Raw genomic sequence first — 25,681 nt, forward strand, 5'->3', positions numbered from 1 at the left:
GCAGAGTTTTGAGTTACAGAGAACGGACCGAATGGTTTCGCACATCCTTTGTTATCTGTAATTGTTACGGAATACGAACCAGCAGCAACACCTGAAAGATTTTGTGTGGTAGCACCATTGTTCCATAAATATGTATAAGGAGCAGTACCACCGGTAGGAGTAAGAGTAACAGCACCTGTAGAAGCTCCATTACAATCTATATTAGTAATAGAACTCGTTGTAGTAACTGTAGTTAATGGCTGAGTAATGGTAAAATTGGATGTTTTTTTACAGTTGTTCTGATCTGTAACTACTACCGAATATGCTCCCGCTGTTAATCCTGAAATATCTTCAGTTGTTGCACCATTGCTCCATACGGTTGATATATATGGAGTACTGCCGCCAGAGATTGTAATATCTATACTGCCATCCGACCCGCCTAGACAGGATACATTCGTAACAGTTGAAGTTGTAGTAATAGGGGTGGGTTCTGTAACTGTAAATGTTTTAGACAATGTACAGTTATTTCCATCGGTAATGCTAAGGGTATAATTACCTGCAGTTAATCCTGAAATATCTTCAGTTGTAGCACCATTGCTCCATGAATATGTATAGGGCATTGTAGGTCCTCCAGTAACTACTGCATCAATAGCACCATTATTACCGCCATTACAGCTTACATTTGTAATAGAGCCCATTGAAATAGACAGAGGAGGTGGTTGTGTAAGAGCAATAGACTGACTGCAAAATGCAAATGCACCACCACCTATTGGTACTTGAATTACTAAAAAATAATTATTGTCAGCTGGAAGATTACTAAAGGTATAATTATCAATTGGATGATTGTTTACAATAATAGGAAGAAGAACTACACTATATAATGAATAGGTATAACTTGGAGTAGAACCTCCGGTAATTGAAACACTGATGCTACCTGAATTGTCACCATTACAACGTAAATTTTGAGTAGTTACACTCATGGACACTAAAGCGGGGGAACTACACATTTGTGCCTGAGTATTATTCGCTAATAATACAAGGAGAAATACTAAAAGTGTTAAGCTTTTATAGGATATGTATTTAATGGGATTCAAAGTTATTCTTGTCTTAATGTGATTGTTTTACTTCTGTATTGATTATTACCTCCACTCACAACAATCATATACTCGCCGGCTGCTAAATTATTTATCGTTAATTCTTCTTTTACCTGATATTCTTTAACGGCTGTCGTTGTTGAATAAATTAAAATCTTAAATGGCGCAACTCCTTCAGAAATTTTTAATTGAATGGATCCATTATTCAAATTTGATATTGGATTTTGACCTTTAATTGTAAAGTCCAGCTCATTATAAGCTCTTTTTATGCTGTTGCTCTTAAAAAACTCTGTACGTGCATTTATAGGTACACTTAAAAAGCCACAAAGAGTAAAAAATGAAAATATTCCCAAAGCTATATAAAGTCGCTTTTTGATTGAGTACATATTCATCATAGTCGTATTGGTTTAATGTTGTTCGTGTAGTTTTTAAATTTTTACGGAATTGAATTATTTATGTTCCTCTTTTCATGGTTTTTATCATTAATATTATCATATGTTAACACCTGATACATAATTTGGTAAGTTCATTCTACAAAAAACTTGGATTAATACAATTTTTTGAATGTATGGCGGGGCAATTATAATATAAAAGTTTGAATTTTTATTATTGTTTCTTTTCGTATTTTTGTCTAATTACAAGTGAAAAGTATTAATTAAAACGAAAGAAGGATTATGGCATTTGATTTGGAGATGATAAAAAAGGTCTATTCTCTTATGCCTCAAAGAATTGAGGCAGCAAAAAAGTTGATAGGTAAACCTTTAACACTTACTGAAAAGATTCTTTATTCTCATTTGGATGAAGGAACAGCGACGAAAGTGTATGAAAGAGGTGTGTCTTATGTTGATTTTAATCCTGATCGTGTTGCAATGCAGGATGCAACTGCTCAAATGGCATTGTTGCAATTTATGCAGGCTGGTAGACCTAAAGTAGCTGTACCATCTACAGTACACTGCGATCACTTGATCACAGCGAAAGAGGGTGCAACAAAGGATTTGCCTTTTGCAAACAAAGAAAGTAAAGAAGTATTTGATTTCTTAGGTTCTGTATCGAACAAATACGGTATTGGTTTCTGGAAACCAGGTGCAGGGATTATTCACCAGGTAGTTTTAGAAAACTATGCATTTCCAGGTGGTATGATGATCGGTACCGATTCGCATACAGTAAATGCTGGTGGTTTAGGAATGTTGGCTATTGGTGTTGGTGGTGCAGATGCATGCGACGTTATGGCTGGCCTTCCTTGGGAACTTAAATTCCCTAAATTGATTGGTGTTAAGTTGACTGGTAAGTTAAATGGATGGACTGCCCCTAAAGATGTTATTTTAAAAGTAGCTGGTATCTTAACTGTAAAAGGTGGTACAGGTGCTATTGTTGAATATTTTGGTGAAGGTGCTACATCTATGTCTTGCACAGGTAAAGGAACTATCTGTAACATGGGTGCTGAAATAGGTGCTACAACTTCAACATTCGGTTATGACGAATCTATGGAGCGTTACTTACGTTCTACAGGCCGTGCGGATGTTGCTGATTTAGCGAATGGCATCAAACAACATTTAAATGCAGATCCGGAAGTTTACGCTTCTCCTGAAAAATATTTTGATGAAGTAATTGAAATAAATTTAACAACGTTAGAACCACACTTAAACGGTCCATTTACTCCTGATTTGGCAACTCCTGTTTCTAAAATGAAAGAAGAAGCTGCTAAAAATGGCTGGCCGTTGAAAGTTGAGTGGGGCTTGATCGGTTCATGTACAAACTCTTCTTATGAAGATTTATCAAGAGCTGCTTCTATCGCAAAACAAGCAATTGCAAAAGGCTTAGTAACAAAAGCTGAATTTGGTATCAACCCGGGTTCAGAGCAAGTTCGTTACACTGCAGATAGAGATGGTTTGTTAGGTACATTCACCGACTTAAATGCAAAAATCTTTACGAATGCATGTGGTCCATGTATCGGAATGTGGGATCGTGTAGGTGCGGAGAAAAAAGAGAAAAATACAATCGTTCACTCTTTCAACCGTAACTTTGCGAAACGTGCAGACGGTAATCCAAATACATTTGCCTTTGTAGCATCTCCTGAAATGGTTGCTGCTATTGCAATTGCAGGTGATTTATCATTCAATCCAATTACGGATACATTGATCAATAATAAAGGAGAGAAAGTAAAATTAGATCCTCCATTCGGTGACGAACTTCCTATAAAAGGTTTTGCTGTTGAAGATGCAGGTTATCAGGCTCCGGCTGCTGATGGCTCTGGCGTACAGGTTGCTGTTGCTCCAACTTCAGATCGTTTGCAATTATTAGATCCATTTAGTGCTTGGGAAGGTACAGATCTTAAAGGTCTTAAATTATTGATCAAGGCAAAAGGTAAATGTACGACAGATCATATTTCTATGGCTGGTCCTTGGTTGAAATACAGAGGTCACTTAGATAATATCTCGAACAACATGTTGATCGGTGCTGTTAACTACTTCAATGAAAAAACAGACGATGTTAAAAATCAATTGACAGGTGCATACGGTCCGGTACCGGCTACACAACGTGCATACAAAGCAGCTGGTATTGGTTCTATTGTTGTAGGTGATGAAAACTATGGTGAAGGTTCTTCAAGAGAACACGCAGCTATGGAGCCTCGTCACTTAGGTGTACGTGCAGTATTGGTTAAATCATTCGCTCGTATCCACGAAACAAACTTGAAAAAACAGGGTATGCTTGGTTTGACGTTTGCAAACAAAGATGATTACAACAAGATATTGGAAGATGATTCTATCGATATCCTTGGCTTGACTTCTTTTGCACCAAACGTTCCATTGACTCTTGTATTGAATCATAAAGACGGAAACAAAGAAGAGATTAAAGTAAACCATAGCTACAACGAACAACAGATTGAGTGGTTCAAAGCAGGTGGGGCTTTAAACATCATCAGAGCAAACGTTGGAGCGTAATGAGCTTCCAGTAACTAGGTACTAGTTACTAGACAATAGAATAAAAGAGAGAGGGCTTGGTTCATATGAACCAAGCCCTCTCTCTTTTATTTTCAAACTACTTTTGTCTGGAAGCTAGCAACCAGTACCTAGCAACTAGATCGCGTTTCGCTTCAGCAAGAACGGAACAAACACCTGATCAAAACTTTTCCGGATATCTGCTTCTATAAATTCAATTCCATAATCACCGCACTTAAGTTTTAGATCATAAAAATAGGCTTGAACTTTTTTAGCATATTCATTCTTAATTTCCTGAGGATATATTTTTATCTGATCTCCACTCTCTGCATCTGTTAAGAGATACGGACGATCTTCCAATTCAAATAACTCTTCCTGCTCTGAATCCCATACATGAAACAGAATAATATCATGCTTCATGTGTTTTAAATGTTGAAGCGATGTAAATAATTCTTCCAAACGTTTGTCTTCACCTAAGAAGTCTGTGAATAGAACAACCATTGATCTACGGTGGATCTGGTCTGCTAAGCTGTGAATGACCTTTGGAAGATCTGTTGTTTTTTGAGTAGGAGTTTTATCTAAGGCTTGTTGGAGCTGTATGAGCGTGTTGTGCAAATGAATGGATGTAGATTTTGTCTGACTGATGTATTCAATTGTATCGCTAAACAAACTTAGCCCGAAAGCATCACGTTGGCGTTGCAGCAAGTTCGCAAGTGCGCCGCATGCAATTGTACAGAAACGTAATTTATCATTTGTAGCAGTAGGGAAGTACATGCTTGAACTGACATCTACTGCTAGCATACAGCGTAAATTTGTTTCTTCATCAAACTGCTTGGTATACAAACGATCTGTTTTTGCAAATACTTTCCAATCAATAAAACGGGTATTATCTCCGGGATTATAATTTCTATGTTCAGCAAACTCTACTGAAAATCCATGATACGGAGATTTATGTTTTCCCGTAATAAAACCGTCTACTAACTTTTTAGTCAGCAGCTCCAGATTTCCATATTCACGAACATCTTCTAATTTCATTTTATTCGTTGTCTATAATAATGCTATCGATACCTTTTTTCTTTAATTCAGCCTTTTTCTGAGTAATGGCTTCTTTTGAATGAAACCCTGAATATAACACACGGAATACTTTTTTTCTTCGTACTGTGACAACTTGAATGCAAGCCTGACCAATATTCATAGACTTTAGTTCTTCAATTCTTTTGAGTGCATTCTCCTGCAACGAAAAAGAGCCAACTTGTAATAAGTGCCCTTTGGGTGGATCGATTGGAATCAAAGACTTCGAATAGTATCCTTCAGCCAGGCCGGAGTTGTGTTGTTTTTTAGTTGGACTTGAAGGGATCTCGTAGTTATTCGAAACAACTTCAATGTGTACTTCTGCAACACCTTGCTTGATCATATCAATATGTTTGGCTGCTGCATAGGAAAGATCAATAAGGCGTTGTTTTGCATATGGCCCGCGGTCATTTACAGTTACAACGACACTTTTGCCATTTGCAATATTCGTTACTTTCAATTTTGTGCCAAATGCATAGGTGCGGTGAGCAGCAGTTAACTTGTTTTTATCATATTTTTCTCCGGATGCAGTTTTTCGCCCCTGGAATTTATTGGCATAATAACTGGCACTCCCGGATGCAGCTTCAGTTTGTGCTAAACCCTCAAAATGCAGACTGAAAATAAGAAGGATCGTAAAAAGTAGAATGAAGGGTATGTTTTTGATAATTAGAATGTTTGTTTTAAATCTGAAGTTTCTCAATACCTTCATTGTTAATGCTTTATTTTATTTGTAATTTAAAGAAAATAAATTAGTTTTACTTACATAGTAAATTTAACTTTTGAGTTGTGGAAGAGAAAAAAGACAATGATAATGTTGAGATTTATTCTCAACGTATTAAGGCAGGGAAAAGGACATATTTTTTTGATGTGAAGTCAACCCGTTCAAATGATTACTATTTGACCATCACAGAAAGCAAGAAACGTTTTAAGGATGAGGGCTTTTATTACGAAAAGCATAAAATTTTTCTGTATAAAGAAGATTTTAATAAATTTTTAGAAGCATTAACTCAATCGGTTGATTACATAAAGACTGAATTGATGCCCGAAGTAGATTTTGATCAATTCGATAAAAATGAGGATGAGGATGGAGAAGCCTCAAACTCGTTGGATACAGATTTGAAATGGGATTGATTTCTTACATTTCATGTGTTGTTTAAACACGCAATTATTCTATTTTTTGTACATGCAAAATTTTTTTTAGTGAATATTGATTACTTTTGTATTCATTAAATTAAATTTTTTATAAAATGAGTTTACAATGTGGTATCGTTGGTCTTCCTAATGTTGGTAAATCAACTCTTTTCAATGCTCTTTCTAATGCGAAAGCAGAAGCAGCAAACTATCCTTTCTGTACAATCGAGCCAAATGTTGGAGTAGTTACCGTTCCAGATCACCGTTTAGGGATTTTAGAGGCTATTGTTAAGCCAGAAAAAGTACTTCCTGCAATTATTGAATTTGTTGACATCGCTGGTTTAGTAAAAGGAGCGAGTAAGGGTGAAGGCTTGGGAAACCAGTTCTTAGCTAACATTCGTGAAGTTGATGCCATTGTGCATGTTGTTCGTTGTTTTCAGGATGATAATATAATCCACGTAAATGGAAAAGTAGATCCTATTTCTGATAAGGAAATTATTGAAACAGAATTACAGTTAAAGGATTTAGATTCAGTAGAGAAAAAGCTTTCTAAAGTTGAACGTGCTGCAAAAGCAGGGGATGCTAAAGCTAAAAAAGATGTAATTACACTAAGTCTGTATAGAGCGCATTTGCTGGAAGGTAAAAATGCCCGTTCTTTAGATTTGCCACAGGAAGATAAATTAGTTTTAGAAGATTTGCACTTATTGACAATAAAACCTGTTATATACGCAGCGAATGTTGATGAGAAATCTCTTCCGGACGGGAATGAGTATGTAGAACTTCTGAAAAAAGAAGCTATAAAGGAAGGTGCTCAGATCGTTATTGTATGTGCAGCTATTGAAGCGCAAATACAGGAGTTGACAGATCCAGAGGAGAAGGCAATGTTCTTGCAGGAATATGGTTTAACAGATTCAGGTTTGAATCGTTTGATCCGTGCTTCGTATGCATTGCTGGATTTGATAACCTATTTCACAGCGGGTGTAAAAGAAGTTAGAGCCTGGACAATTACAAAAGGTTGGAAAGCTCCAAAATCAGCAAGTGTAATCCACAATGACTTTGAAAAAGGATTCATTAAAGCTGAAGTAATCAAATTAAAAGATTACGAAACATATAAATCAGAAGCAGGCTGTAAAGAAGCAGGCAAGATTGCTATAGAAGGAAAAGAATACGTTGTTCAAGATGGAGATATTATGCATTTCCGCTTCAACGTTTAAAGATAATTATTTAGAAGTAATTAGTAAATTGATGTTAAACCATTTTTAATTTAATTGTATGAGAGTCCGTTTGATATTTGGTCTAGTGAATAAAGGCTCCTATGTGCCTTTTCATCACCAGTATTTAATTACAGAGTTTTTGACACCGTATGTCGAAAAATATTTGAAGTCTATTAATGAACCTTCCAGAGTGTTCTATAACTTCTCTGCCCTTAAAGGACAGACTCGTGTAGGCAAAGAAGGACTCCATTTCTATTCGAGCAAGGTTACGTTGATCTTTTCTTCGAATGATCCGGGTTTGGTTGAATCATTGGTAAATCAATTATTTAATGAAACAGAAGTTCATCTTGGAAAATTGATCCTGAACCCGATTAATGTAGATCAGGAGAAGTTAGCGGATTTTACAAACGAAATGAAATACATTTGTTTGTCTCCGTTAGCGATCATCACACCTCAGGATAATCCTGTGGATGCGAAACGTTTCATCAATCCTTCGTTTGATGTATTCTCTGATGCTTTGTATGAAAATACATTGAATCGTATGGAGCGTGCAGGAGCGACACCTGATGAGATTGCTCAGTACTTCCAGTTCCAATTGGTTCCGGATAAAGACTATCTAACGAAGATTAAAGGTGAAGAAAAGAAGTTCGCCCGTATTTTCCCTGTCTTTATTGGTGATGAAAAACACGAAGTAAGAGGATATACATTCCCATTCACATTCTATGCGCACCCTAAAGTACAGGAGTTCGTGTTTACATGTGGCTTCGGTGTATTCGGTGAAAAAGGATTTGGTATGTTAGATATTGCTAACACAGATCCTAACCTTAGAATTATTCCTTATCCGATTAAAAAAGATTAATCAACGACCTCGGTATCGTTGACTGTAATAGCCTATGGCACGATCGTACATGTCTCCCTGTAAGCGGGCATATACGATGATGTCGTAGGCATTTTCAGTTAAAGAGGAGTTGCCTTCAAAATAAATATCATCCCTTACACCTGCAGCATCTACAACACTATAAGAATAGTTGTAATATCCCTGCTTCAACCAAAACGCACCACTATAATATTTTTCATCTGCATTATAGGTAAGCTTATATTCCGGCAATGTTTTCCAGTTGGTGAATCTACCGGTAATGTATACATCTCCCGGAGCGGGTGTCGTGCTTGTTAATTGAAAGTGCACCATCACATAATCCGGATCGGTTGTGGTGTTTAAATTCTCATAGAGCTGAGGGAAGAATGCTCCATTGATATCGTCATAAAATGCATACGCTAGTTTTTTTCGCGACATTTCAGGAAGAATCCATGCATCACATCGTTCATTTGTCCGCTCAACTCTTCCAATATAAATGCCATTAAAGAGTACGCTTCGCAAATCAAAATAGCGAAACTCATTTCCGCCGTTGAAGGTATTTTCACCATTATAAAACTGATAGTCTAAGGACTTTTCGTAATCCTTTATAAATACAGGACGCAGATTTGTAATGGCATTATAGTTCTTATAATTCTGTCTCAGTCGTACTTTAACATCGTTGTATGGATTTGTAATATCAAGATTTCCGTAATTGATCTGAAAGTTAACCTGCTGTTTTGTAAAGGCATCTGCGGGGTTTATAGATCTCGTTACAAGAGCTGTTACCGGGGCTACATTTTCATAGATCACAAATTGTCTTGTTATGATAACATCATCTTCATCGTAGTTGCGGTAGATTTTTATTAAGAAGTTGCCGCTTACTTTTACTTTTGGAATAACGACAGTATAATGATTGTAAGCTATACGTGTTTTGAATGACATATCTGCTTCAGGCACTCTGAATTCATTGAAGTCATACAGATATTGAGATTGCGACAAATAGGACTGAGTCCAATCTGCATTGTAATGATATATTTTGTAATAAAAATATTGCTGTTCCGCATTCAATTCATCAAACTCTAATATCAAGCGGGTATTTTGATTGAATGGAACAATAGGTACACCTTTTGACCCATCCGGTTCTGCATAAAATAAGACAGATTTGATCTTGTCAGAAAATACATTGTCTTCAGGCTTTACATCTGCTGCAAATACTCGAAATGATGCAGCAAGTAATAAAAAGAATACGAAAAAAAGATTTCTCATAGTTAGCTTATTGTTCTAATTTTTCAACGCACAATTCCCATTCATATTGGAACTGTTCGAGTTCTTTAGATATCTTATCAAAAGTCGTGCTCACTTTTGCAAGTTTATCAGGATTGCTAAAAACTTCAGGTTTTGACAGCTCAGATTCGGTTTCAGCTTTTTGTTTTTCAAGCAAGGTAATCTTTTCTTCTAAAGTGCTTATCTGCTGTTTGATTTTTTTAATCTCCGGACTTACTACCGTAGCTACCGGTTTTTTCTTTTCAGCTACCGGTTCTTTTTTTTCTTTAACAGGTGCAGCTGCATTTGTTGTTTTGATGTTATCAATCCAGTATTTGTATTCATCGTACGTGCCCGGATATACCTTTATTTGTTGATCTTCGATATACCAGATCTTATTCGCAATCTTTGATACAAAGTGTCTATCGTGGCTTATAGCTATTAACGTTCCTTCATACTGTTGGAGTGCCTGAATGAGGATGTTTACTGAAACCATATCCAGGTGATTGGTAGGTTCATCCAGCAACAAATAATTTGCGTCTGAGATCAATGTTTTAGCTAACGCAACTCTTGATTTTTCACCACCAGACAATACTTTAATTTTTTTGAACGCATCATCATTTGTAAATAAGAAACAGCCTAATACATTCCGCAATTCTGTTTCTGTTTTGTTCGAACCGTGTTGTTTTAATTCCTCTAAGATCTCATTGTTGATGTTCAATGATTCCAGTTGATGTTGTGCATAGAAAGAAGAAATGACGTTGTGCCCAAGAGCTACTTCACCTTCAGCGCTTTCACCGCCTGTAAGTATTCGCAGGACGGTAGATTTTCCTTTTCCGTTTGCGCCGATCAATGCGATTTTATCACCACGTTCGATCTTTGCATCTGTATTTTTCAGAATGTGTAAATCGCCATAGCTTTTTGAAATATTGGTAAGCTCATTGATTACCTTTCCCGGCTGTGTCTTGAATGTAAATCTAAAATTCACCGCCTGGTTGTCTTCAACTACATCTTCAATCATATCCATTCTGTCAAGTGCTTTCACACGTGATTGTACTTGACTTGACTTACTGGCCTTGGCTTTGAAGCGCTCTATGAATTTTTCTGTTTGTTTAATTTTTGCTTGCTGATTTTCAAAAGAAGATTTTTGAATTTCAGAACGTAATTCTTTTTCTTCTAAATAGAAGGAATAATTTCCTGCATAAATATTTAATGTTTGTTGTGATACTTCAACAATTGTTTTTACACAGTTGTCAATAAATTCTCTATCGTGAGAAACAACAATCACAGCACCTTCGTAATCTCTCAAATAATTTTCCAACCATTGAATAGAGGGTAAGTCCAAGTGGTTGGTTGGCTCATCGAGCATAAGAAGGGCAGGTTTTGCAAGCAGCATTTTTGCAAGCATCACGCGCATTCTCCATCCCCCGGAAAAGTTCTTTAAAGGTTTTTGTAAGTCGTTTGTTGAGAATCCTAAGCCTTCTAATATTTTTTCAGCCTTTGATTGTATGGTATATCCTTCAAGCGCTTGAAAACGCTCTTGTAAATTGCTTAATTTATCAATCAGATCTTCAGTATAATCGGTTTCCATTTTATGGATAATGTGATCCATCTGGATTTGTATCTTGGTAGCTTCTTCAAAGGCTTCCATCGCAACTGCTAAAATACTTTCCTCACTTTGAAAGGAGAGGAGATCCTGATTTAAAAAACCAATGGTACAATCTTTACTCTTTTGAATATTTCCTTCATCAGCAGAATATTCTCCTGTTATCACTTTTAACAAGGTAGATTTACCCGTGCCGTTTGCACCGATCAAACCGATTTTGTCTTTTGGTTTAATCTGCAGGGTGATGTTTCTGTATAAGGCACGGCCGCCTATGAAATAGGAAATATTATTTAATGTTAACATGGTGCAAAAATACCGAAAATTCAGCAGTAAAAATATTTGTTTCTGTTAATTCCATGAAGAATTATTGATTCAGAGATATACTTGCTTTTGAATATAATTATAGTATTTTATTATATCTGCAAAAGCCCAGGTGTAGATGCGTAACGAGAATTCTGACATGGATTGTAGGCGGATCATACCCGGAACATCTATGGGATAAAGGTGGGACATAGGTGGGCTAAGGGTGGGATAACTATGGGGTAACCATACTTTAAATGCTACTATGTCTTGTCCTATGAATAGATGAACGATACTGTGTTTTATTAATTTGATCCGGAAGATTAATTAAGAGGCTTACACATTTGAATGATTATTAATTGAGGTTACGAAATTGTATCTTTGATCTTTATACTATTTCAAGAGTTACCAGAGAATGACGAAGAGACCGGATTTTGATGATATATACATGGAGCTTGCCGTGAATCTTGCCAAGAGATCTCATTGTATTAAGAGACATGTAGGAGCTGTTCTGACAAAGCATACACGTATTATTTCAATAGGGTATAATGGTCCGCCGGAAAAGACACATAACTGTGACGAAGAGTGGCCGGAGCAAGGGTGCCCACTTGATTCCAAAGGCAGCTGTTCGCTTGCGTTGCATGCAGAAGAAAATGCCATTTTGTTTGCTGTTAAAAACGGAACAGAAGTAAAGGGAGCAACCATTTATGTAACGCTTTCTCCATGTATTTCCTGTGCGCGATTGCTGTATGCATCGGGTGTTAAAAAAGTTATTTACCTCAATTCCTATGCGGAGTACAAAGGCTTAGCTATTGATGAAGGAAATGCATTTTTAACTAAGTTCGGAGTAGAAGTTGAAAAATATGCAGGTGATCTGACCTTACTTCATTGATTAAGTGCTTTACCAATTTATTAACTAAAAAGGCCCGAATGTTTTTGTACATCCGGGCCTTTTTAGTTAAAACGGGAGTAAGGAGGTTTACTATATCTTCTGACAAATATTATTATTCCAATCTTTTCATAAATAAATATAACATGATGTTTCTATCTACGCACTGACCCCGGTAGGGGTCACATGTTTATAGCAAGAAAGAAAAGATAATATATACGCGCGCTCCCGAAAGGAGCAATACTGAGTTACATAAATTAGTACGTATGATCCCTTCGGGCTCGTACGTATGAATTTTATGGTGTGTGGTTTTCTATAAACATATGACCCCTACCGGGGTCATGACTCAAGAATAAATATAGTTGTGATATAATAAAAAACGGTCTGTATATTTTCATTACAGGCCGTTTCATTGTTGTTGGTGCTTTATTCTATGGCGAAGTATTATTTATAAATAAATTCATAACATGATCTTTCTATCTTCGCACTGACCTCGGTATGTGTCAGAATAGACTGAAAAATTCTTATATAATATTTACTTCAGGCGTAAGATCAATACCAAATAATTCCTGAACGGATTTTCGAACTTCTATAGATAGATCTAAAACTTCCTGTCCGCTTGCACCACCGTAGTTTACAATTACGAGTGCCTGCAAGCGATGTATTCCTACGTTGCCTACAACTTTACCTTTCCATCCACTGCGTTCAATTAGCCATCCCGCAGGTACTTTAATCAAGCCTTCTGCAGAGCCCGGGAAAGAAACGATATCCGGATATTTATTTTTCAGAACAGTAAATTCTTTTTCCCGTATTTCCGGATTTTTGAAAAAGCTTCCTGCATTTCCTAGCTGTGCGGGGTTTGGTAATTTACTTCTGCGTATTTCAACAACTGCACGGCTTACATCACGGATAGTAGGATTGGTTATGCCTTTTTCGTCCAGTACTTGTTGTATTGCACCATACGATGTATTCACCAATGCTTGCTTTTTTAGACGGAAGGTAACATAGGTAACCACGTATTTTCCTTTGTATATTTTTTTAAATACACTGTCTCTATATCCGAATTCACATTCTGTATTTTTGAAGCGTTTTTTTAAGCCCGTTTCAATTTCAACACAGTCAACAGATTCAATAGTGTCTTTTACTTCAACTCCATAAGCACCAATGTTCTGAATGGGAGAGGCGCCAACCGTTCCGGGAATCAGAGAAAGGTTTTCAATCCCTGCCCAGCCCTTGTTTACACAATGAATTACGAACTCGTGCCATACTTCTCCAGCTCCGCATTTTACAAGAACAGAATCTGTATTTTCTTCTAATACCTGTATCCCTAAGATCTCATTTTTCAAAACAATCCCTTTCACATTTTGCGTGAAAAGCATGTTGCTTCCACCACCTAAAATTAAAAGAGGAAGCTGATGTTGTTTTGATTCACTCAGTAGTTCCGTTAATTCTTTTTCGGATTTAAAAATTGAAAACTTTTCAGCCGTAGCCTGGATAGAAAAAGTGTTGTATTTTTTTAAGTTTTTGTTCGATTCAATACTCGTGCTCATCTATCTATAAAATTCTTGAAATGCAAACTTCAACAATTCCATCCGAACCGTCAAATTCTTTAGATTCTTATTGTTTTTGAATAAATAATGAGATTTTTTGACCTAAATGGAACTTTTTTTATTTGTAATAATTCTAAATTATATTGTTTATATGTTTTAATTATTTGTAAAATTAAGGGTATCAAGTTTTTGCATTATTACGAAATCAAAAATCCTTCTTTAGTGCGATTAGAGGCAGAAAAAATGTTTGAATAATCGAATTGGCATGATAGATTTGTAAGTCTTTTAGGCAAAGTATGGCCAAAATTTCGGAAAAAACAGTGTTAAACATGTCCAGATTACCTATTCTGATGAGTAGAATTTCGAGATCAATCCTTACGTTGGTAGCATTCTCTTTTGTAACTGTATCTGCCTCATTTGCAGCAGAAACTGATACTACTAAAGCAGCAGCACCAGCGGCAACTCCAGCATTAAACGGCAAAGGAGAACAATTATTCAAGGAAAATTGTAAATCGTGCCACAAAATCCACGAAGAGTCAGTAGGGCCGGCTTTGACAGGCGTTAAACAACGTCACGATGCAGCCTGGTTACATGCTTGGGTAAAAAATTCAACAGTTGTTATTGCTTCAGGTGATAAAGCAGCAGTTGCATTGTTTGCAAAGTACAACAAAGCCGTAATGACAAGTTTCCCTACGTTTACAAACGAAGAGATCGATGCCATTATTGATTATGTTGAATCTGTTCCAAAACCACCAGTAGATGTTCCTAAAGGGCCTACAGATGGTACCGGAACTCAAGGCGGTGGCGAGTACGACACAGTCATCTTAGGGTTAATTGTAGTTGTTCTTGTTTTGGTATTGGTAGCAATGTTTATTTTCCTTTCAGTAATCAAACGTTACCTGAAAGATAAAGAAGCAAACCTTGATGCTGAAGACAAAGAATTACTAAATCAGAAATTTGATGTTAAAGCATTTGTTCGCAGCAAAGGATTTATCACAATCGTAGTATTATTATTTGTTGGTGTAACTGTAAAAACGTGTTGGGTTGGTGCTCAGGAAGTAGGGGTAGAACAAAATTACGCTCCGGTACAGCCAATCGCTTTCTCACATAAATTACACGCAGGTGATAACCAAATCAACTGTAACTATTGCCACACTGGTGCATACAAAGGCAAGCAATCAAATATTCCTTCTTTAAATATCTGTATGAATTGCCATACATATATCAAGAAAGGTCCTAACACCGGAGAAGCAGAAATTAAGAAATTAACAGATGCGTATGCAGCTGGTACACCGATCAAATGGGTACGTGTTCACAACTTACCTGATCTTGCTTATTTCAATCACTCTCAACATACACAGGTTGCCGGTATCGAATGTCAGAAATGCCATGGTCCGATTGAAGAAATGGAAGTTGTTAAACAACAGTCTAACTTAACAATGGGCTGGTGTATCAATTGCCACAGAGAGACTGCTGTGAACAGCAAAGACAATGCATACTACGATCGCTTGTTGAAAGTACACGCTGAGTCTAAGAAAAAGAACGACATGACTGCTGAAGAAATGGGCGGTTTGGATTGTTCAAAATGTCACTATTAATTAAGAAAGTTCGAAAGCCTAGTTATTCATAAATATGAAAGATAATAACAAAGTATTTTGGAAAGGTGTTGAAGAGTTGGGCAATAGCCCTGAGTTCTTAAAGAATGCTCAAAATGAATTTCCAGAATTCCTTCCACTAAAGAATTCTTCTGAAGAATCAAACGGAACGGATAGAAGAGATTTCTTAAAGCTTTTGGGCTTTAGTGTTGCAGCTGTTTCTCTTGCTGCTTGTGAAGCTCCGGTTAAAAAAGCGATTCCATATTTAAACAAGCCTGAAGAAATTGAACCAGGTATTGCAAACTACTATGCATCTACATTTGTAGATGGTGGTGAGTATTGCAGTGTATTGGTTAAAACACGTGAAGGTCGTCCGATTAAAATTGATGGAAATAAACTTTCCGGCGTTACGAAAGGCGGTACCAATGCACGCGTTCAGGCTTCTGTACTAAGTTTATATGATGAAGCTCGTATTCAGGGGCCGCTTGTAAAAGGCAAACCTGCTACATGGGCTCAATTAGATAAAGAAGTAGGGGCTAAATTATCTTCTGTTGCAGCATCTGGTGGTAACATCCGAATTGTTTCTCCAACAGTTTTAAGTCCAACTACGAAAAAGGCAATTGCTGAATTTAAAGCAAAATATCCTACTACAGAACACGTACAATACGATGCGAATTCTTCTTATGGTATTTTGAAAGCAAACCAGACTTCATTTGGTCAGGCTGTGATTCCTTCTTATGATTTCAGTAAAGCTGATGTAATTGTTGGTTTTGGTGCTGATTTCTTGGGTACATGGATTTCACCGATTGAATTTTTTTCTCAGTATGCTGATACACGTAGACTTAGTAAGACTAAGAAAACGATGAGTCAGCATTTTCAGTTTGAAACTGCTTTATCCTTAACAGGAAGTAATGCTGATTACAGACAACCGATCAAACCTTCGCAGGAAGGCTTGTTTGTAGCTGAATTGTATAACAGAATTGTTGCTGCCAAAGTAGCCACAACACCTATTAAAAATGACACTTTAGATAGAGCTACTAAAGCTTTATTAGAAAATAAAGATAAAGGTCTTAAGTCTTTGGTTGTTTCCGGTTCAAATGATGTAAATGTTCAGATCTTGGTAAATGAGATCAACCTTGCATTAGGTAACTACGGTACTACGATTTCATTGGCAACTCCTTCTTACCAAAAACAAGGTAATGATGAAGCCATGAACACTTTCATTGATGATGCAGCAGCTGGTAAAATCAGCGCAGTATTCTTTTACGGTTCAAACCCGGTGTTTGATCATGCAAGAGGTGCTGAATTAGCGAAAGCATTAAAAGCAATTTCATTGACTGTTTCATTTGCAGACAGAGCAGATGAAACGGCTTCGCTTTTAGAATTTGTTGCTCCGGATCATCATTATTTAGAGGCTTGGAGTGATGCAGAACCAAAAGCTGGTTTCTACTCATTAGGTCAGCCTTCAATTTCTCCGATATTTAAAACAAGAGCTGCACAGGAATCACTTCTTTCCTGGTCTGGAAATTCAGTTGATTACTATACATACTTAAAATCTAACTGGTCTTCTATTTTAGGTGGTGCTTCATGGGATCAGGCATTACAAGACGGTGTTTTTGAACCTAAAAATAAATCAGGTGTAGAAGTAACAACGTCTACATTCGATCGCTCATCTGTTGAAGCAGGTATTGTTAAAAACTATCCTGCGAATACATCGGGTATCGAATTAAAATTATACGAAAAAATTGGTCTAGGTACAGGTTCTCAAGCGAACAACCCTTGGTTACAAGAGTTACCGGATCCGATCTCAAAAGCAACGTGGGATAACTACGTAGCGGTATCTGCTGGCTATGCGAAAACAAATTCGTTAGAGCAAGGAGATCTGGTTACAGTTAAAGCTGCAAACTATTCTGTTGTTCTTCCTATTTTGATTCAACCGGGTCAGGCTGCGAATACAGCATCGATCGCAATCGGGTATGGTAGAACAAACGTAGGTAAGTGCGGTAATGACATCGGTAAGAATGTTTATCCATTTGCACGTTTTGTTGACGGTACTGTATTGGATTTCGTAACAGGTATTTCAATCACTCCAGTAGGCGAGAAATATAAACTTGCTCAGACACAAACACAGCATACCTTAATGGCTCGTCCGATTATTCAGGACGCGTTGTTATCAGAATATATTAACGATCCATCAGCAGGTAGATTCATACCGAAAATTTCTACACCAGATGGTAAAGTAGCTCCAGCATTAGTAGATATCTGGAAAGATCAGCATCATCAGCCAAACCATCTTTGGAGCATGTCTATTGACTTGAACACGTGTTTGGGTTGTGGTGCATGTGTGATTGCTTGTCAGGCTGAAAACAACGTTGCAGTTGTAGGTAAGCAGGAAGTATTGAATGCCCGTGAGATGCACTGGATCCGTATCGATAGATACTATAGTTCAGATGCTGAGCCTAAAGAAACAGGCAAGTATTTCACGAATGATGCAGAAGGTATCGGATATGGTACATTGGAAATTGCTTCTGAAAATCCTCAGGTTACATTCCAGCCTATGATGTGTCAGCACTGTAACCACGCTCCGTGTGAAACGGTTTGTCCGGTTGCTGCTACAACACACAGTTCAGAAGGCTTGAACCAAATGACATACAACCGTTGTATCGGTACTCGTTACTGTGCAAACAACTGTCCATATAAAGTTCGTCGTTTCAACTGGTTCAAATACTTCGATAACGAAGAGAAATTTGACAAGAACGTTTCAATGAACACTTCATTGGGTCGTATGGTGTTGAACCCGGATGTTACAGTACGTTCTCGTGGTGTAATGGAAAAATGTTCATTCTGCGTTCAGAAAATACAAGAAGGTAAGTTGAAAGCTAAAAAAGAGAAACGTCACATCGTAGATGGTGAAGTTACTACGGCTTGTGCTGCAGCTTGTGCATCGGGTGCAATTTTATTTGGTGACTTAAGAGACACGGAAGGTAAAGTTTACCAGGAGCGTAATGTAAACAATATAGAGCGTACATATACAGTTCTTGAAGAATTGAATGTTCAGCCGAATGTTACGTATTTGACAAAAATCAGAAATATTTCTAAAGCCTAATTTAATCGAGATTTAAGATTATGCAAGTTACTTCTTCGGTAAGGCCGCCGTTGGTTACAAACGGAAAATCAAAACATGACGTTACCAACGATATTTGTAAACAAGTAGAAGGTGCGCCATCTACAGCATGGAAAATATCCTTTGCAATGGCATTGATCACTTTATTCTACGGTGGATACTGCCTTTGGACAACATGGTATGAAGGTATTGGTATGTGGGGTTTGAACAAGACAATCGGTTGGTCTTGGGATATCACAAACTTTGTGTGGTGGGTTGGTATCGGTCACGCGGGTACATTGATCTCTGCTGTATTGTTATTGTTCCGTCAGAAATGGAGAACATCTATTAACAGAGCTGCAGAAGCGATGACCATCTTCGCCGTTATTTGTGCTGCTACATTCATTATTGCTCACATGGGTCGTCCGTGGGTTGGTCACTGGGTATTACCTTTCCCGAACAACAACGGTTCATTATGGCAGAACTTTAACTCAGCCTTGATGTGGGACGTATTCGCGATCTCAACATACTTCACTGTATCATTGGTATTCTGGTATGTAGGTTTGATTCCTGATTTTGCTACAATCCGTGAAAGAGCTACTGGTGTTCGCCGTAAAATATACGGAGCATTAAGTATGAATTGGGATGGTTCAGCTAAAACATGGTCTCGTTACGAAGCGGTATCTTTAGTATTGGCAGGTGTTTCTACACCACTTGTACTTTCTGTACACACAATCGTATCCATGGACTTTGCAACCTCTCTTATTCCGGGATGGCATACAACAATTTTCCCTCCATACTTCGTTGCAGGTGCCATCTTCTCAGGTTTTGCAATGGTATTAACCCTGATGTTGGTAATACGTGTTGTATTCGGTCTTGAAGATTACATTACAATTAACCATATTGAATCGATGAACAAGATCATCGTATTAACGGGTTCGGTTGTGGGTATCGCATACATTACTGAGTTCTTTATTGCATGGTACTCTGGTGTACCTTATGAAAAATATGCATTCATTAACCGTGCATTTGGTCCGTATTGGTGGGCATATGCATCTATGATGACATGTAATGTGATTTCTCCTCAAATGTTCTGGTTCAAAAAAGTACGTACAAGTATTGCCTGGACGTTCGGTTTATCAATCATTGTAAACATCGGTATGTGGTTTGAGCGTTTTGTAATTATCTGTACATCGCTTCACAGAGATTACATTCCATCTTCATGGGCAATGTTCTCTCCAACCTTATATGATGTGGGGGATTACTTATTCACGTTTGGATTGTTCTTTACATGTTTCTTATTATTTGCGAAGTATTTCCCTGTAGTAAACATGGCTGAAGTTAAAACGATTATTGATTCATCTTCTGAAAAGAAATAAGCTAGTCCTGAATACTTTAAATAATATGGAAAAAGGAAAGAATTTTGTAATTGGCGTATATGATGAAGAAACAGTACTGATGAGTGCTGTTGAAGAGATACGTTCAAAAGGAGTAAAGATACATGAAGTATATACTCCATATCCTGTTCACGGATTAGATAACGCATTAGGCTATAGCTATTCTAACTTACCGATAGCTGCTTTCTTATTCGGTATATGCGGTACAATCACTGCATTGACAATGATGATCTGGATGTTAGGTTTTGATTGGCCTATGGATATTGGTGGTAAGCCACACATTCCGCTTCCGGCATTTATTCCGATTACGTTTGAGTTGACTGTACTGTTTTGTGCATTAGGTATGACAGGTACATTCTTCGTAGCTAGTAATTTGAATCCCTGGTCAACACCAAATATGTTTGATCCTAGAACAACAGACGATAAATTTGTTATTGCTTTTGATCTGGCATCAACCAAACAAGATTCAGCACAGCTGAAATCAATACTTTCAGAAACAGGCGCTTCTGAAGTTACCACAAAATCATTGGAAAACTAAGAAAGGCTTCATATACTATGACAATGAAAACCTTCAATATAGCAGCAGCAATCGTTTTTGCAGCAACCGTTTCATCGTGTAACCACAACTTTGATCAGATACCTGTTCACGAAACTCCCCGCGTGGAGTATGCTCCGAACATGTATGTTTCTGAAGCTTACGAGCCAGTAACATTGGTTGAAGATTCTGTAAATTTCCCAGAAGCGTATAACGTGATGCCATACAACAATGGCTCTAACTTACGTTTGCCGGTAGCAGGTACAATTAAACGTGGTGCCATTCCGTATCATATTTCTAAAGATTCTTTGGCGTATGCGAATGCAACTCTTGTTGCTCCAATTCAACCAACAGAACAAGTTTTAGCTGAAGGACAAGTATTGTTCGAAAGATTCTGTTCTCACTGCCATGGTAAGGGTGGAGAAGGAGATGGTCCGGTTAACGATAAACTTCAAGGTGTAGCGAATTTAAAATCAGGAACACTTAAAGCTGTAAATGCTGGACACATATTCCATGTTATTACATATGGAAAAGGAAGAATGCTTCAACATTCTTCTCAATTGGAACCTTTAGAGAGATGGAAAATTTCACTTTACGTGAAAGAAGTTCTACAAAAAAAATAACTATTTAGAACGAAGGTAGATTTATGGCACATCATCACAATACTTCAGTTAATCTTGACGAAAAGTTTGTATTCTCTTCGGAGATAAAGAAGAAACTATTTATTTTAATAGGAGTAGGGGTAATACTTACAATCATAGGTGTTTTCCTTGCAAAATATCAAGAAGATCATGCTCATGCTGAACATCATGCACAAGCGGTGGCTACTTCGTTGGTAGCAGATGCGCATGCGGATGCTCACGCGACTGAAGCACCCGTACACGGTGAAGTAGATGCGCATGGTTCAGAAGCACACGGTGCCGAAGCTCATGGAACGGAAGCACACGGTGCAGAGGCTCATGCAGAAGGTGGTCATCATGAAAAGCCAGTTTGGGCAAAACGCTTAATTAAAGATTTATGGCAGAATAACATCTTCTTTGCAGGTATTGCTGCAATGGGTATTTTCTTTGTAGCATTTAACTATGTTGCATGGGCTGGCTGGTCTGCAGGTATACAAAGAATTCCTTCTGCATTCGGTAACTATCTTTGGGTAGCAGCACCGCTTACATTGGTTTTGTTTATAGTATTCGGTCACGATCTATTTCACTGGACACATGATTATTTGTATAATCCTAAAGACCCACGTTACGATGAATTATTAGACGGTAAATCTGCTTTCTTAAATAACGGATTCTTTATCGGACGTACTGTAGTTTACTTTGGCTTGTGGTTATTCAGCTGGACTACACTTCGTAAATATCAAAAGAACGAAGATATTGCTGCAGATGCAAAATGGTGGCATAAGAGTGTTGTAACGTCCGCGTTCTTCCTTATCTTCTTTGGTGTTACTTCTTCTATGTCTGCATGGGATTGGGCGATGTCAATGGATCCGCACTTCTTCAGTACTATGTTCGGTTGGTATGTGTTTGCAAGCTGGTTTGTAACTGCTTTAGCATTTATCACATTGATCGTAGTTGTTCTTAAAGACAACGGATACTTGTCTATCATCAATGAAAATCACTTACACGATTTAGGTAAATTCATCTTTGCATTCTCTATCTTCTGGACATATGTTTGGTTTGAGCAATTCTTATTGATCTATTATGCAAACATTCCTGAAGAAGTTGGATACTTTGTTCAACGTTTGAAAACAGATGCATACACACCAATGTTCTTCTTAACATTGTTCTTAAACTTCTTCTTCCCATTCTTAGTCTTGATGACAAGAGGTTCAAAAAGATTAGGTATCATGTTGAAAATTGTTTGTGTAGTTGTAATATTAGGTCACTGGTTTGATTTCTATATGATCACTACACCGCCAGTATTAGGTCAAAATGGTGGTTTGGATGGTATCTTCTTATTCCTTGAATTGGGATTAGGTATGATCTTCGTAGGTGTGTTCTTATTCATGGTTCTTACAGCATTAGCTAAATTGAATCTGATTGCTAAGAATCACCCAATGATTCAAGAAAGTGTTCATCATGATGTATTTTAATTAAGCCATTACAAAACTCTGTATATAAAATGACTTCTGTAATTATAATTGTAGCAATTGCCCTGATTCTATCAATACTTTATTTGATATTCAGAATCGGTGTGTTATCCAATGTGATGAAAGGCCGTTACCAAAAAATAGTTGGTACCAGCAACACGGTAAACTCGTTTCTGTTTATCGTAGTGTTTGTAACTGGTATTTTAGCCTTTTACTTATCCTTCATGTCTGCGCGTGAACACTTTCTGCCTGAAGCAGCATCTGCACATGGTGTAAGAACAGACTTGTTGTTCTGGGTAATCATGGCGGTATTGACGTTGGCATTTCTTATTACACATGCTGTGTTGTACTTCTTCCCATTCATGTATCGTTTTAAAGAAGGTAACAAAGCATACTTCTATCCGGACAATCATACCATCGAGCGTATCTGGACAATTGTTCCTGCAATCATCATGGCCGGTTTTGTTGTATACGGATATAAAGAATGGAGCGCAATTACATCACCTGCACCTCAGGGTTCTGAAGTGATCGAAGTAATGGGAAAACAATTTGCATGGCAGGTGAGATACCCAGGTGCAGATGGAAAACTAGGTAAATATCATTATAGAAAAATCGATGCGATCAATGAGTTCGGTATAGACTTTAATGATTCAGCAAGTTTTGATGATTTTGTTCCAATGGAACTTCACTTACCAAAAGGTAAAAATGTTCACTTGCAGATTCGTTCCCGTGATGTAATTCACTCGGTGTTCTTACCACACTTCCGTGTTAAAATGGATGCTGTACCAGGTATGCCTACAACGTTTTGGTTTACTCCGACAATTTCAACTGCTGAGATGCGTGAGATAACTAAAAATCCTGAATTTAATTATGAATTAGCTTGTACTGAGGTTTGCGGTCGCGGTCACTATGCGATGCGTTTCTTAGTTATTGTAGATGAACCTGCTGATTACGAAAAGTGGAAAGCATCTCAAAAAACATGGGCTTCTTTAAATGCTGAATATGTTGCTACTAAAGCTCCTAAAGCATTACAGGATTTGTATTTAAAAGAGTTCTTGCCTAGCGCTGGCGTTGTAGATACAACTATCGCTGCACCAATTGCTGATACTGCTAAAGTTGCTGCTGTAAGCACGCACGATGCACATCGATAATTCGTTGAATAGACTTATTAAATTTAGAATTAATAACAATTTATCATAAATACTATGTCGGCTGTTAATACGTCACATTCTAGTGCTGATGCACATGCACACGATGAACATGATCACCACGATCTACCTTGGATTCGTCAGTATGTATTCAGTGAAGATCATAAGTACATTGCTAAACAATATTTAGTTTCAGGTATTATCTGGGCTATTATCGGAGGCTTACTTTCTGTTTTGTTCCGTATACAATTAGGTTTTCCTGATGCTGATTTAACATGGTTGAAACCATTGTTAGGTGAGTGGATACAAAACGGTAAACTGGATCCTGAATTCTATCTTGCTTTGGTTACGATGCACGGTACCATCATGGTATTCTTTGTATTGACAGCAGGTTTGAGTGGTACATTCAGTAACTTCCTTATTCCGCTTCAAATCGGAGCACGCGATATGGCATCAGGTTTCCTGAATATGATTTCATATTGGTTGTTCTTCTTATCAAGTGTTGTAATGATGATCTCTTTGTTCATCAAAACAGGTCCGGCTTCTGGTGGTTGGGTAATATATCCGCCATTAAGTGCATTGCCACAGGCTGTAAACGGTTCCGGTTTAGGTATGACATTGTGGTTGGTTGCAATGGTATTCTTCGTTGCTTCTACCTTGATGGGTGGTTTGAATTATGTTACTACCGTTATCAATCTTAGAACAAAAGGTATGACGTTTACGCGTCTTCCATTAACGATCTGGGCATTCTTCATTACAGCGATCATTGGTATCTTATCATTCCCTGTATTGGTTTCAGCAGTATTGCTTTTAATATTCGACAGAGGTTTCGGTACAAGTTTCTTCTTGTCTGAAATTTACATCGGCGGTGAAGCATTGCACCATGAAGGTGGTAGCCCTGTATTGTTCCAGCACTTATTCTGGTTCTTAGGTCACCCGGAAGTATACATCGTTGTTATTCCTGCATTGGGTATCACATCTGAAATTGTAGCAACCAATTCACGTAAACCAATCTTCGGTTACAAAGCGATGATTTTCTCTATTGTAGCGATTGCATTCTTATCGTTCATTGTATGGGCCCATCACATGTTCGTGACAGGGATGAATCCATTCCTGGGATCGATCTTCATGTTCCTTACATTGATCATTGCAGTACCATCTGCGGTTAAAGGATTTAACTACATCGCAACCTTATGGAAAGGTAATATCATCTTCACTCCGGCAATGTTGTTCTCTATCGGCTTGGTTTCATTCTTCCTTTCAGGTGGTTTAACAGGTATTGTATTGGGTAACTCCGCTGCAGATATTCAATTGCATGATACATACTTTGTAGTAGCTCACTTTCACATTGTAATGGGTTCTGCTTCGTTCTTCGGTATGTTGGCTGGTGTATATCACTGGTTCCCTAAAATGTTCGGTAGAATGATGGATGAAAAACTAGGTTATATTCACTTCTGGTTAACATTCATTGGAGTTTATCTGATCTTCTTCCCAATGCACTACATCGGTATTGCAGGTTTCCCAAGACGTTATTATTCATGGACTGGTTTTGATGCATTCAATACCTTTACAGATTTAAATGAGTTTATCAGTATTGCAGCTATTATTGTATTTGCAGCACAATTCATTTTCATATTCAACTTCTTCTACAGCATGTTCAGAGGTAGAGTTTCAACATTGAATCCTTGGAAATCAAATACATTAGAGTGGACTACACCAATCAATCCAGGACATGGTAACTGGCCAGGAGCAATTCCACATGTATACCGTTGGCCATATGATTACAGCAAGCCAGGTGCTGCGGATGATTTCATCCCTCAAACAGTACCTTTCTCAGCAACTCCTGAGTCTAACTTCCCTCACGAGAAAGACGAACATTAAAAATAATAAAAGGCTGACCTTCGGGTCGGTCTTTTTGT

Annotated in this window: 20 protein-coding genes; 13 read left to right on the forward strand and 7 right to left on the reverse strand. The window is 37.6% G+C overall.

Annotated elements, in window-relative coordinates; genetic code table 11:
• A partial coding sequence (locus tag A3EE_RS0118980; protein WP_018345029.1) for a SprB repeat-containing protein occupies window positions 1-959 on the reverse strand: 959 nt, incomplete at its 3' end.
• A 116-nt stretch (window positions 960-1,075) separates the two neighbouring features.
• Window positions 1,076-1,468, reverse strand: coding sequence for a hypothetical protein (locus tag A3EE_RS0118985; RefSeq protein ID WP_018345030.1), 393 nt, complete (start codon window positions 1,466-1,468; stop codon window positions 1,076-1,078).
• Between the two features lie 279 nt (window positions 1,469-1,747).
• Between A3EE_RS0118985 and A3EE_RS0118990 the strand changes: the two genes are divergently transcribed.
• Window positions 1,748-4,015: an aconitate hydratase gene (locus A3EE_RS0118990; protein ID WP_018345031.1), complete on the forward strand. Its 2,268-nt coding sequence runs from the start codon at window positions 1,748-1,750 to the stop codon at window positions 4,013-4,015.
• 135 nt (window positions 4,016-4,150) lie between these two features.
• Here A3EE_RS0118990 and A3EE_RS0118995 read toward each other — a convergent pair whose 3' ends face one another.
• On the reverse strand, window positions 4,151-5,047 hold the full coding sequence (locus A3EE_RS0118995; protein WP_018345032.1) for a DUF58 domain-containing protein: 897 nt from the start codon (window positions 5,045-5,047) through the stop codon (window positions 4,151-4,153).
• A 1-nt stretch (window position 5,048) separates the two neighbouring features.
• A complete protein-coding gene (locus tag A3EE_RS21545) occupies window positions 5,049-5,792 on the reverse strand; it encodes a septal ring lytic transglycosylase RlpA family protein (RefSeq protein ID WP_018345033.1) in 744 nt (247 codons plus the stop codon).
• A gap of 77 nt (window positions 5,793-5,869) precedes the next feature.
• Here A3EE_RS21545 and A3EE_RS0119005 point away from each other — a divergent pair, with 77 nt between their 5' ends.
• The 3 genes from A3EE_RS0119005 (at window position 5,870) to cas6 (ending at window position 8,287) form a co-directional block, all read left to right on the forward strand.
• Window positions 5,870-6,214 (forward strand): DUF3276 family protein, encoded by a 345-nt coding sequence (locus A3EE_RS0119005; RefSeq protein WP_018345034.1) that lies wholly within the window; start codon window positions 5,870-5,872, stop codon window positions 6,212-6,214.
• Between the two features lie 116 nt (window positions 6,215-6,330).
• Window positions 6,331-7,428: a redox-regulated ATPase YchF gene (ychF, locus tag A3EE_RS0119010; RefSeq protein ID WP_018345035.1), complete on the forward strand. Its 1,098-nt coding sequence runs from the start codon at window positions 6,331-6,333 to the stop codon at window positions 7,426-7,428.
• A gap of 58 nt (window positions 7,429-7,486) precedes the next feature.
• Window positions 7,487-8,287 (forward strand): CRISPR-associated endoribonuclease Cas6, encoded by an 801-nt coding sequence (gene cas6, locus A3EE_RS0119015; protein WP_018345036.1) that lies wholly within the window; start codon window positions 7,487-7,489, stop codon window positions 8,285-8,287.
• Here cas6 and A3EE_RS0119020 read toward each other — a convergent pair whose 3' ends face one another.
• Both A3EE_RS0119020 and A3EE_RS0119025 read right to left on the reverse strand, forming a co-directional pair.
• Window positions 8,288-9,550 (reverse strand): type IX secretion system plug protein, encoded by a 1,263-nt coding sequence (locus A3EE_RS0119020; RefSeq protein ID WP_018345037.1) that lies wholly within the window; start codon window positions 9,548-9,550, stop codon window positions 8,288-8,290.
• A 7-nt stretch (window positions 9,551-9,557) separates the two neighbouring features.
• Complete coding sequence (locus A3EE_RS0119025; protein WP_018345038.1) at window positions 9,558-11,456, reverse strand: ABC-F family ATP-binding cassette domain-containing protein; 1,899 nt, start codon at window positions 11,454-11,456, stop codon at window positions 9,558-9,560.
• Window positions 11,457-11,868: 412 nt separating this feature from the next.
• Here A3EE_RS0119025 and A3EE_RS0119030 point away from each other — a divergent pair, with 412 nt between their 5' ends.
• The gene (locus A3EE_RS0119030; protein ID WP_018345039.1) at window positions 11,869-12,345 is read left to right on the forward strand and encodes a deoxycytidylate deaminase; all 477 of its coding nucleotides are present in this window, start codon (window positions 11,869-11,871) and stop codon (window positions 12,343-12,345) included.
• 521 nt (window positions 12,346-12,866) lie between these two features.
• Here the strand turns inward: A3EE_RS0119030 and murB are convergent.
• On the reverse strand, window positions 12,867-13,892 hold the full coding sequence (murB, locus tag A3EE_RS0119035; protein ID WP_018345040.1) for a UDP-N-acetylmuramate dehydrogenase: 1,026 nt from the start codon (window positions 13,890-13,892) through the stop codon (window positions 12,867-12,869).
• Between the two features lie 350 nt (window positions 13,893-14,242).
• On the opposite strand from murB, the gene A3EE_RS0119040 reads away from it, so the two are divergent.
• The 8 genes from A3EE_RS0119040 to A3EE_RS0119075 are packed head-to-tail and all read left to right on the forward strand — an operon-like array spanning window position 14,243 to window position 25,643.
• Complete coding sequence (locus A3EE_RS0119040; protein WP_245553869.1) at window positions 14,243-15,490, forward strand: c-type cytochrome; 1,248 nt, start codon at window positions 14,243-14,245, stop codon at window positions 15,488-15,490.
• Between the two features lie 34 nt (window positions 15,491-15,524).
• Window positions 15,525-18,593 carry a TAT-variant-translocated molybdopterin oxidoreductase gene (locus A3EE_RS0119045; protein ID WP_018345042.1) on the forward strand — a complete coding sequence of 1,023 codons (3,069 nt, stop codon included), beginning with the start codon at window positions 15,525-15,527 and terminating at the stop codon, window positions 18,591-18,593.
• A 20-nt stretch (window positions 18,594-18,613) separates the two neighbouring features.
• The gene (gene nrfD, locus A3EE_RS0119050; RefSeq protein WP_018345043.1) at window positions 18,614-19,969 is read left to right on the forward strand and encodes an NrfD/PsrC family molybdoenzyme membrane anchor subunit; all 1,356 of its coding nucleotides are present in this window, start codon (window positions 18,614-18,616) and stop codon (window positions 19,967-19,969) included.
• Between the two features lie 25 nt (window positions 19,970-19,994).
• The gene (locus A3EE_RS0119055; protein WP_018345044.1) at window positions 19,995-20,525 is read left to right on the forward strand and encodes a DUF3341 domain-containing protein; all 531 of its coding nucleotides are present in this window, start codon (window positions 19,995-19,997) and stop codon (window positions 20,523-20,525) included.
• 23 nt (window positions 20,526-20,548) lie between these two features.
• A complete protein-coding gene (locus A3EE_RS0119060; protein WP_245553870.1) occupies window positions 20,549-21,145 on the forward strand; it encodes a c-type cytochrome in 597 nt (198 codons plus the stop codon).
• 23 nt (window positions 21,146-21,168) lie between these two features.
• Window positions 21,169-22,617: a hypothetical protein gene (locus tag A3EE_RS0119065; protein WP_018345046.1), complete on the forward strand. Its 1,449-nt coding sequence runs from the start codon at window positions 21,169-21,171 to the stop codon at window positions 22,615-22,617.
• Between the two features lie 29 nt (window positions 22,618-22,646).
• Window positions 22,647-23,765 carry a cytochrome c oxidase subunit II gene (locus tag A3EE_RS0119070; RefSeq protein WP_018345047.1) on the forward strand — a complete coding sequence of 373 codons (1,119 nt, stop codon included), beginning with the start codon at window positions 22,647-22,649 and terminating at the stop codon, window positions 23,763-23,765.
• A gap of 54 nt (window positions 23,766-23,819) precedes the next feature.
• Complete coding sequence (locus tag A3EE_RS0119075; protein ID WP_018345048.1) at window positions 23,820-25,643, forward strand: cytochrome c oxidase subunit I; 1,824 nt, start codon at window positions 23,820-23,822, stop codon at window positions 25,641-25,643.
• Window positions 25,644-25,681 lie beyond the last annotated feature (38 nt).

Source organism: Cytophaga aurantiaca DSM 3654, from assembly GCF_000379725.1.
In the GTDB taxonomy this organism is placed as follows: domain Bacteria; phylum Bacteroidota; class Bacteroidia; order Cytophagales; family Cytophagaceae; genus Cytophaga; species Cytophaga aurantiaca.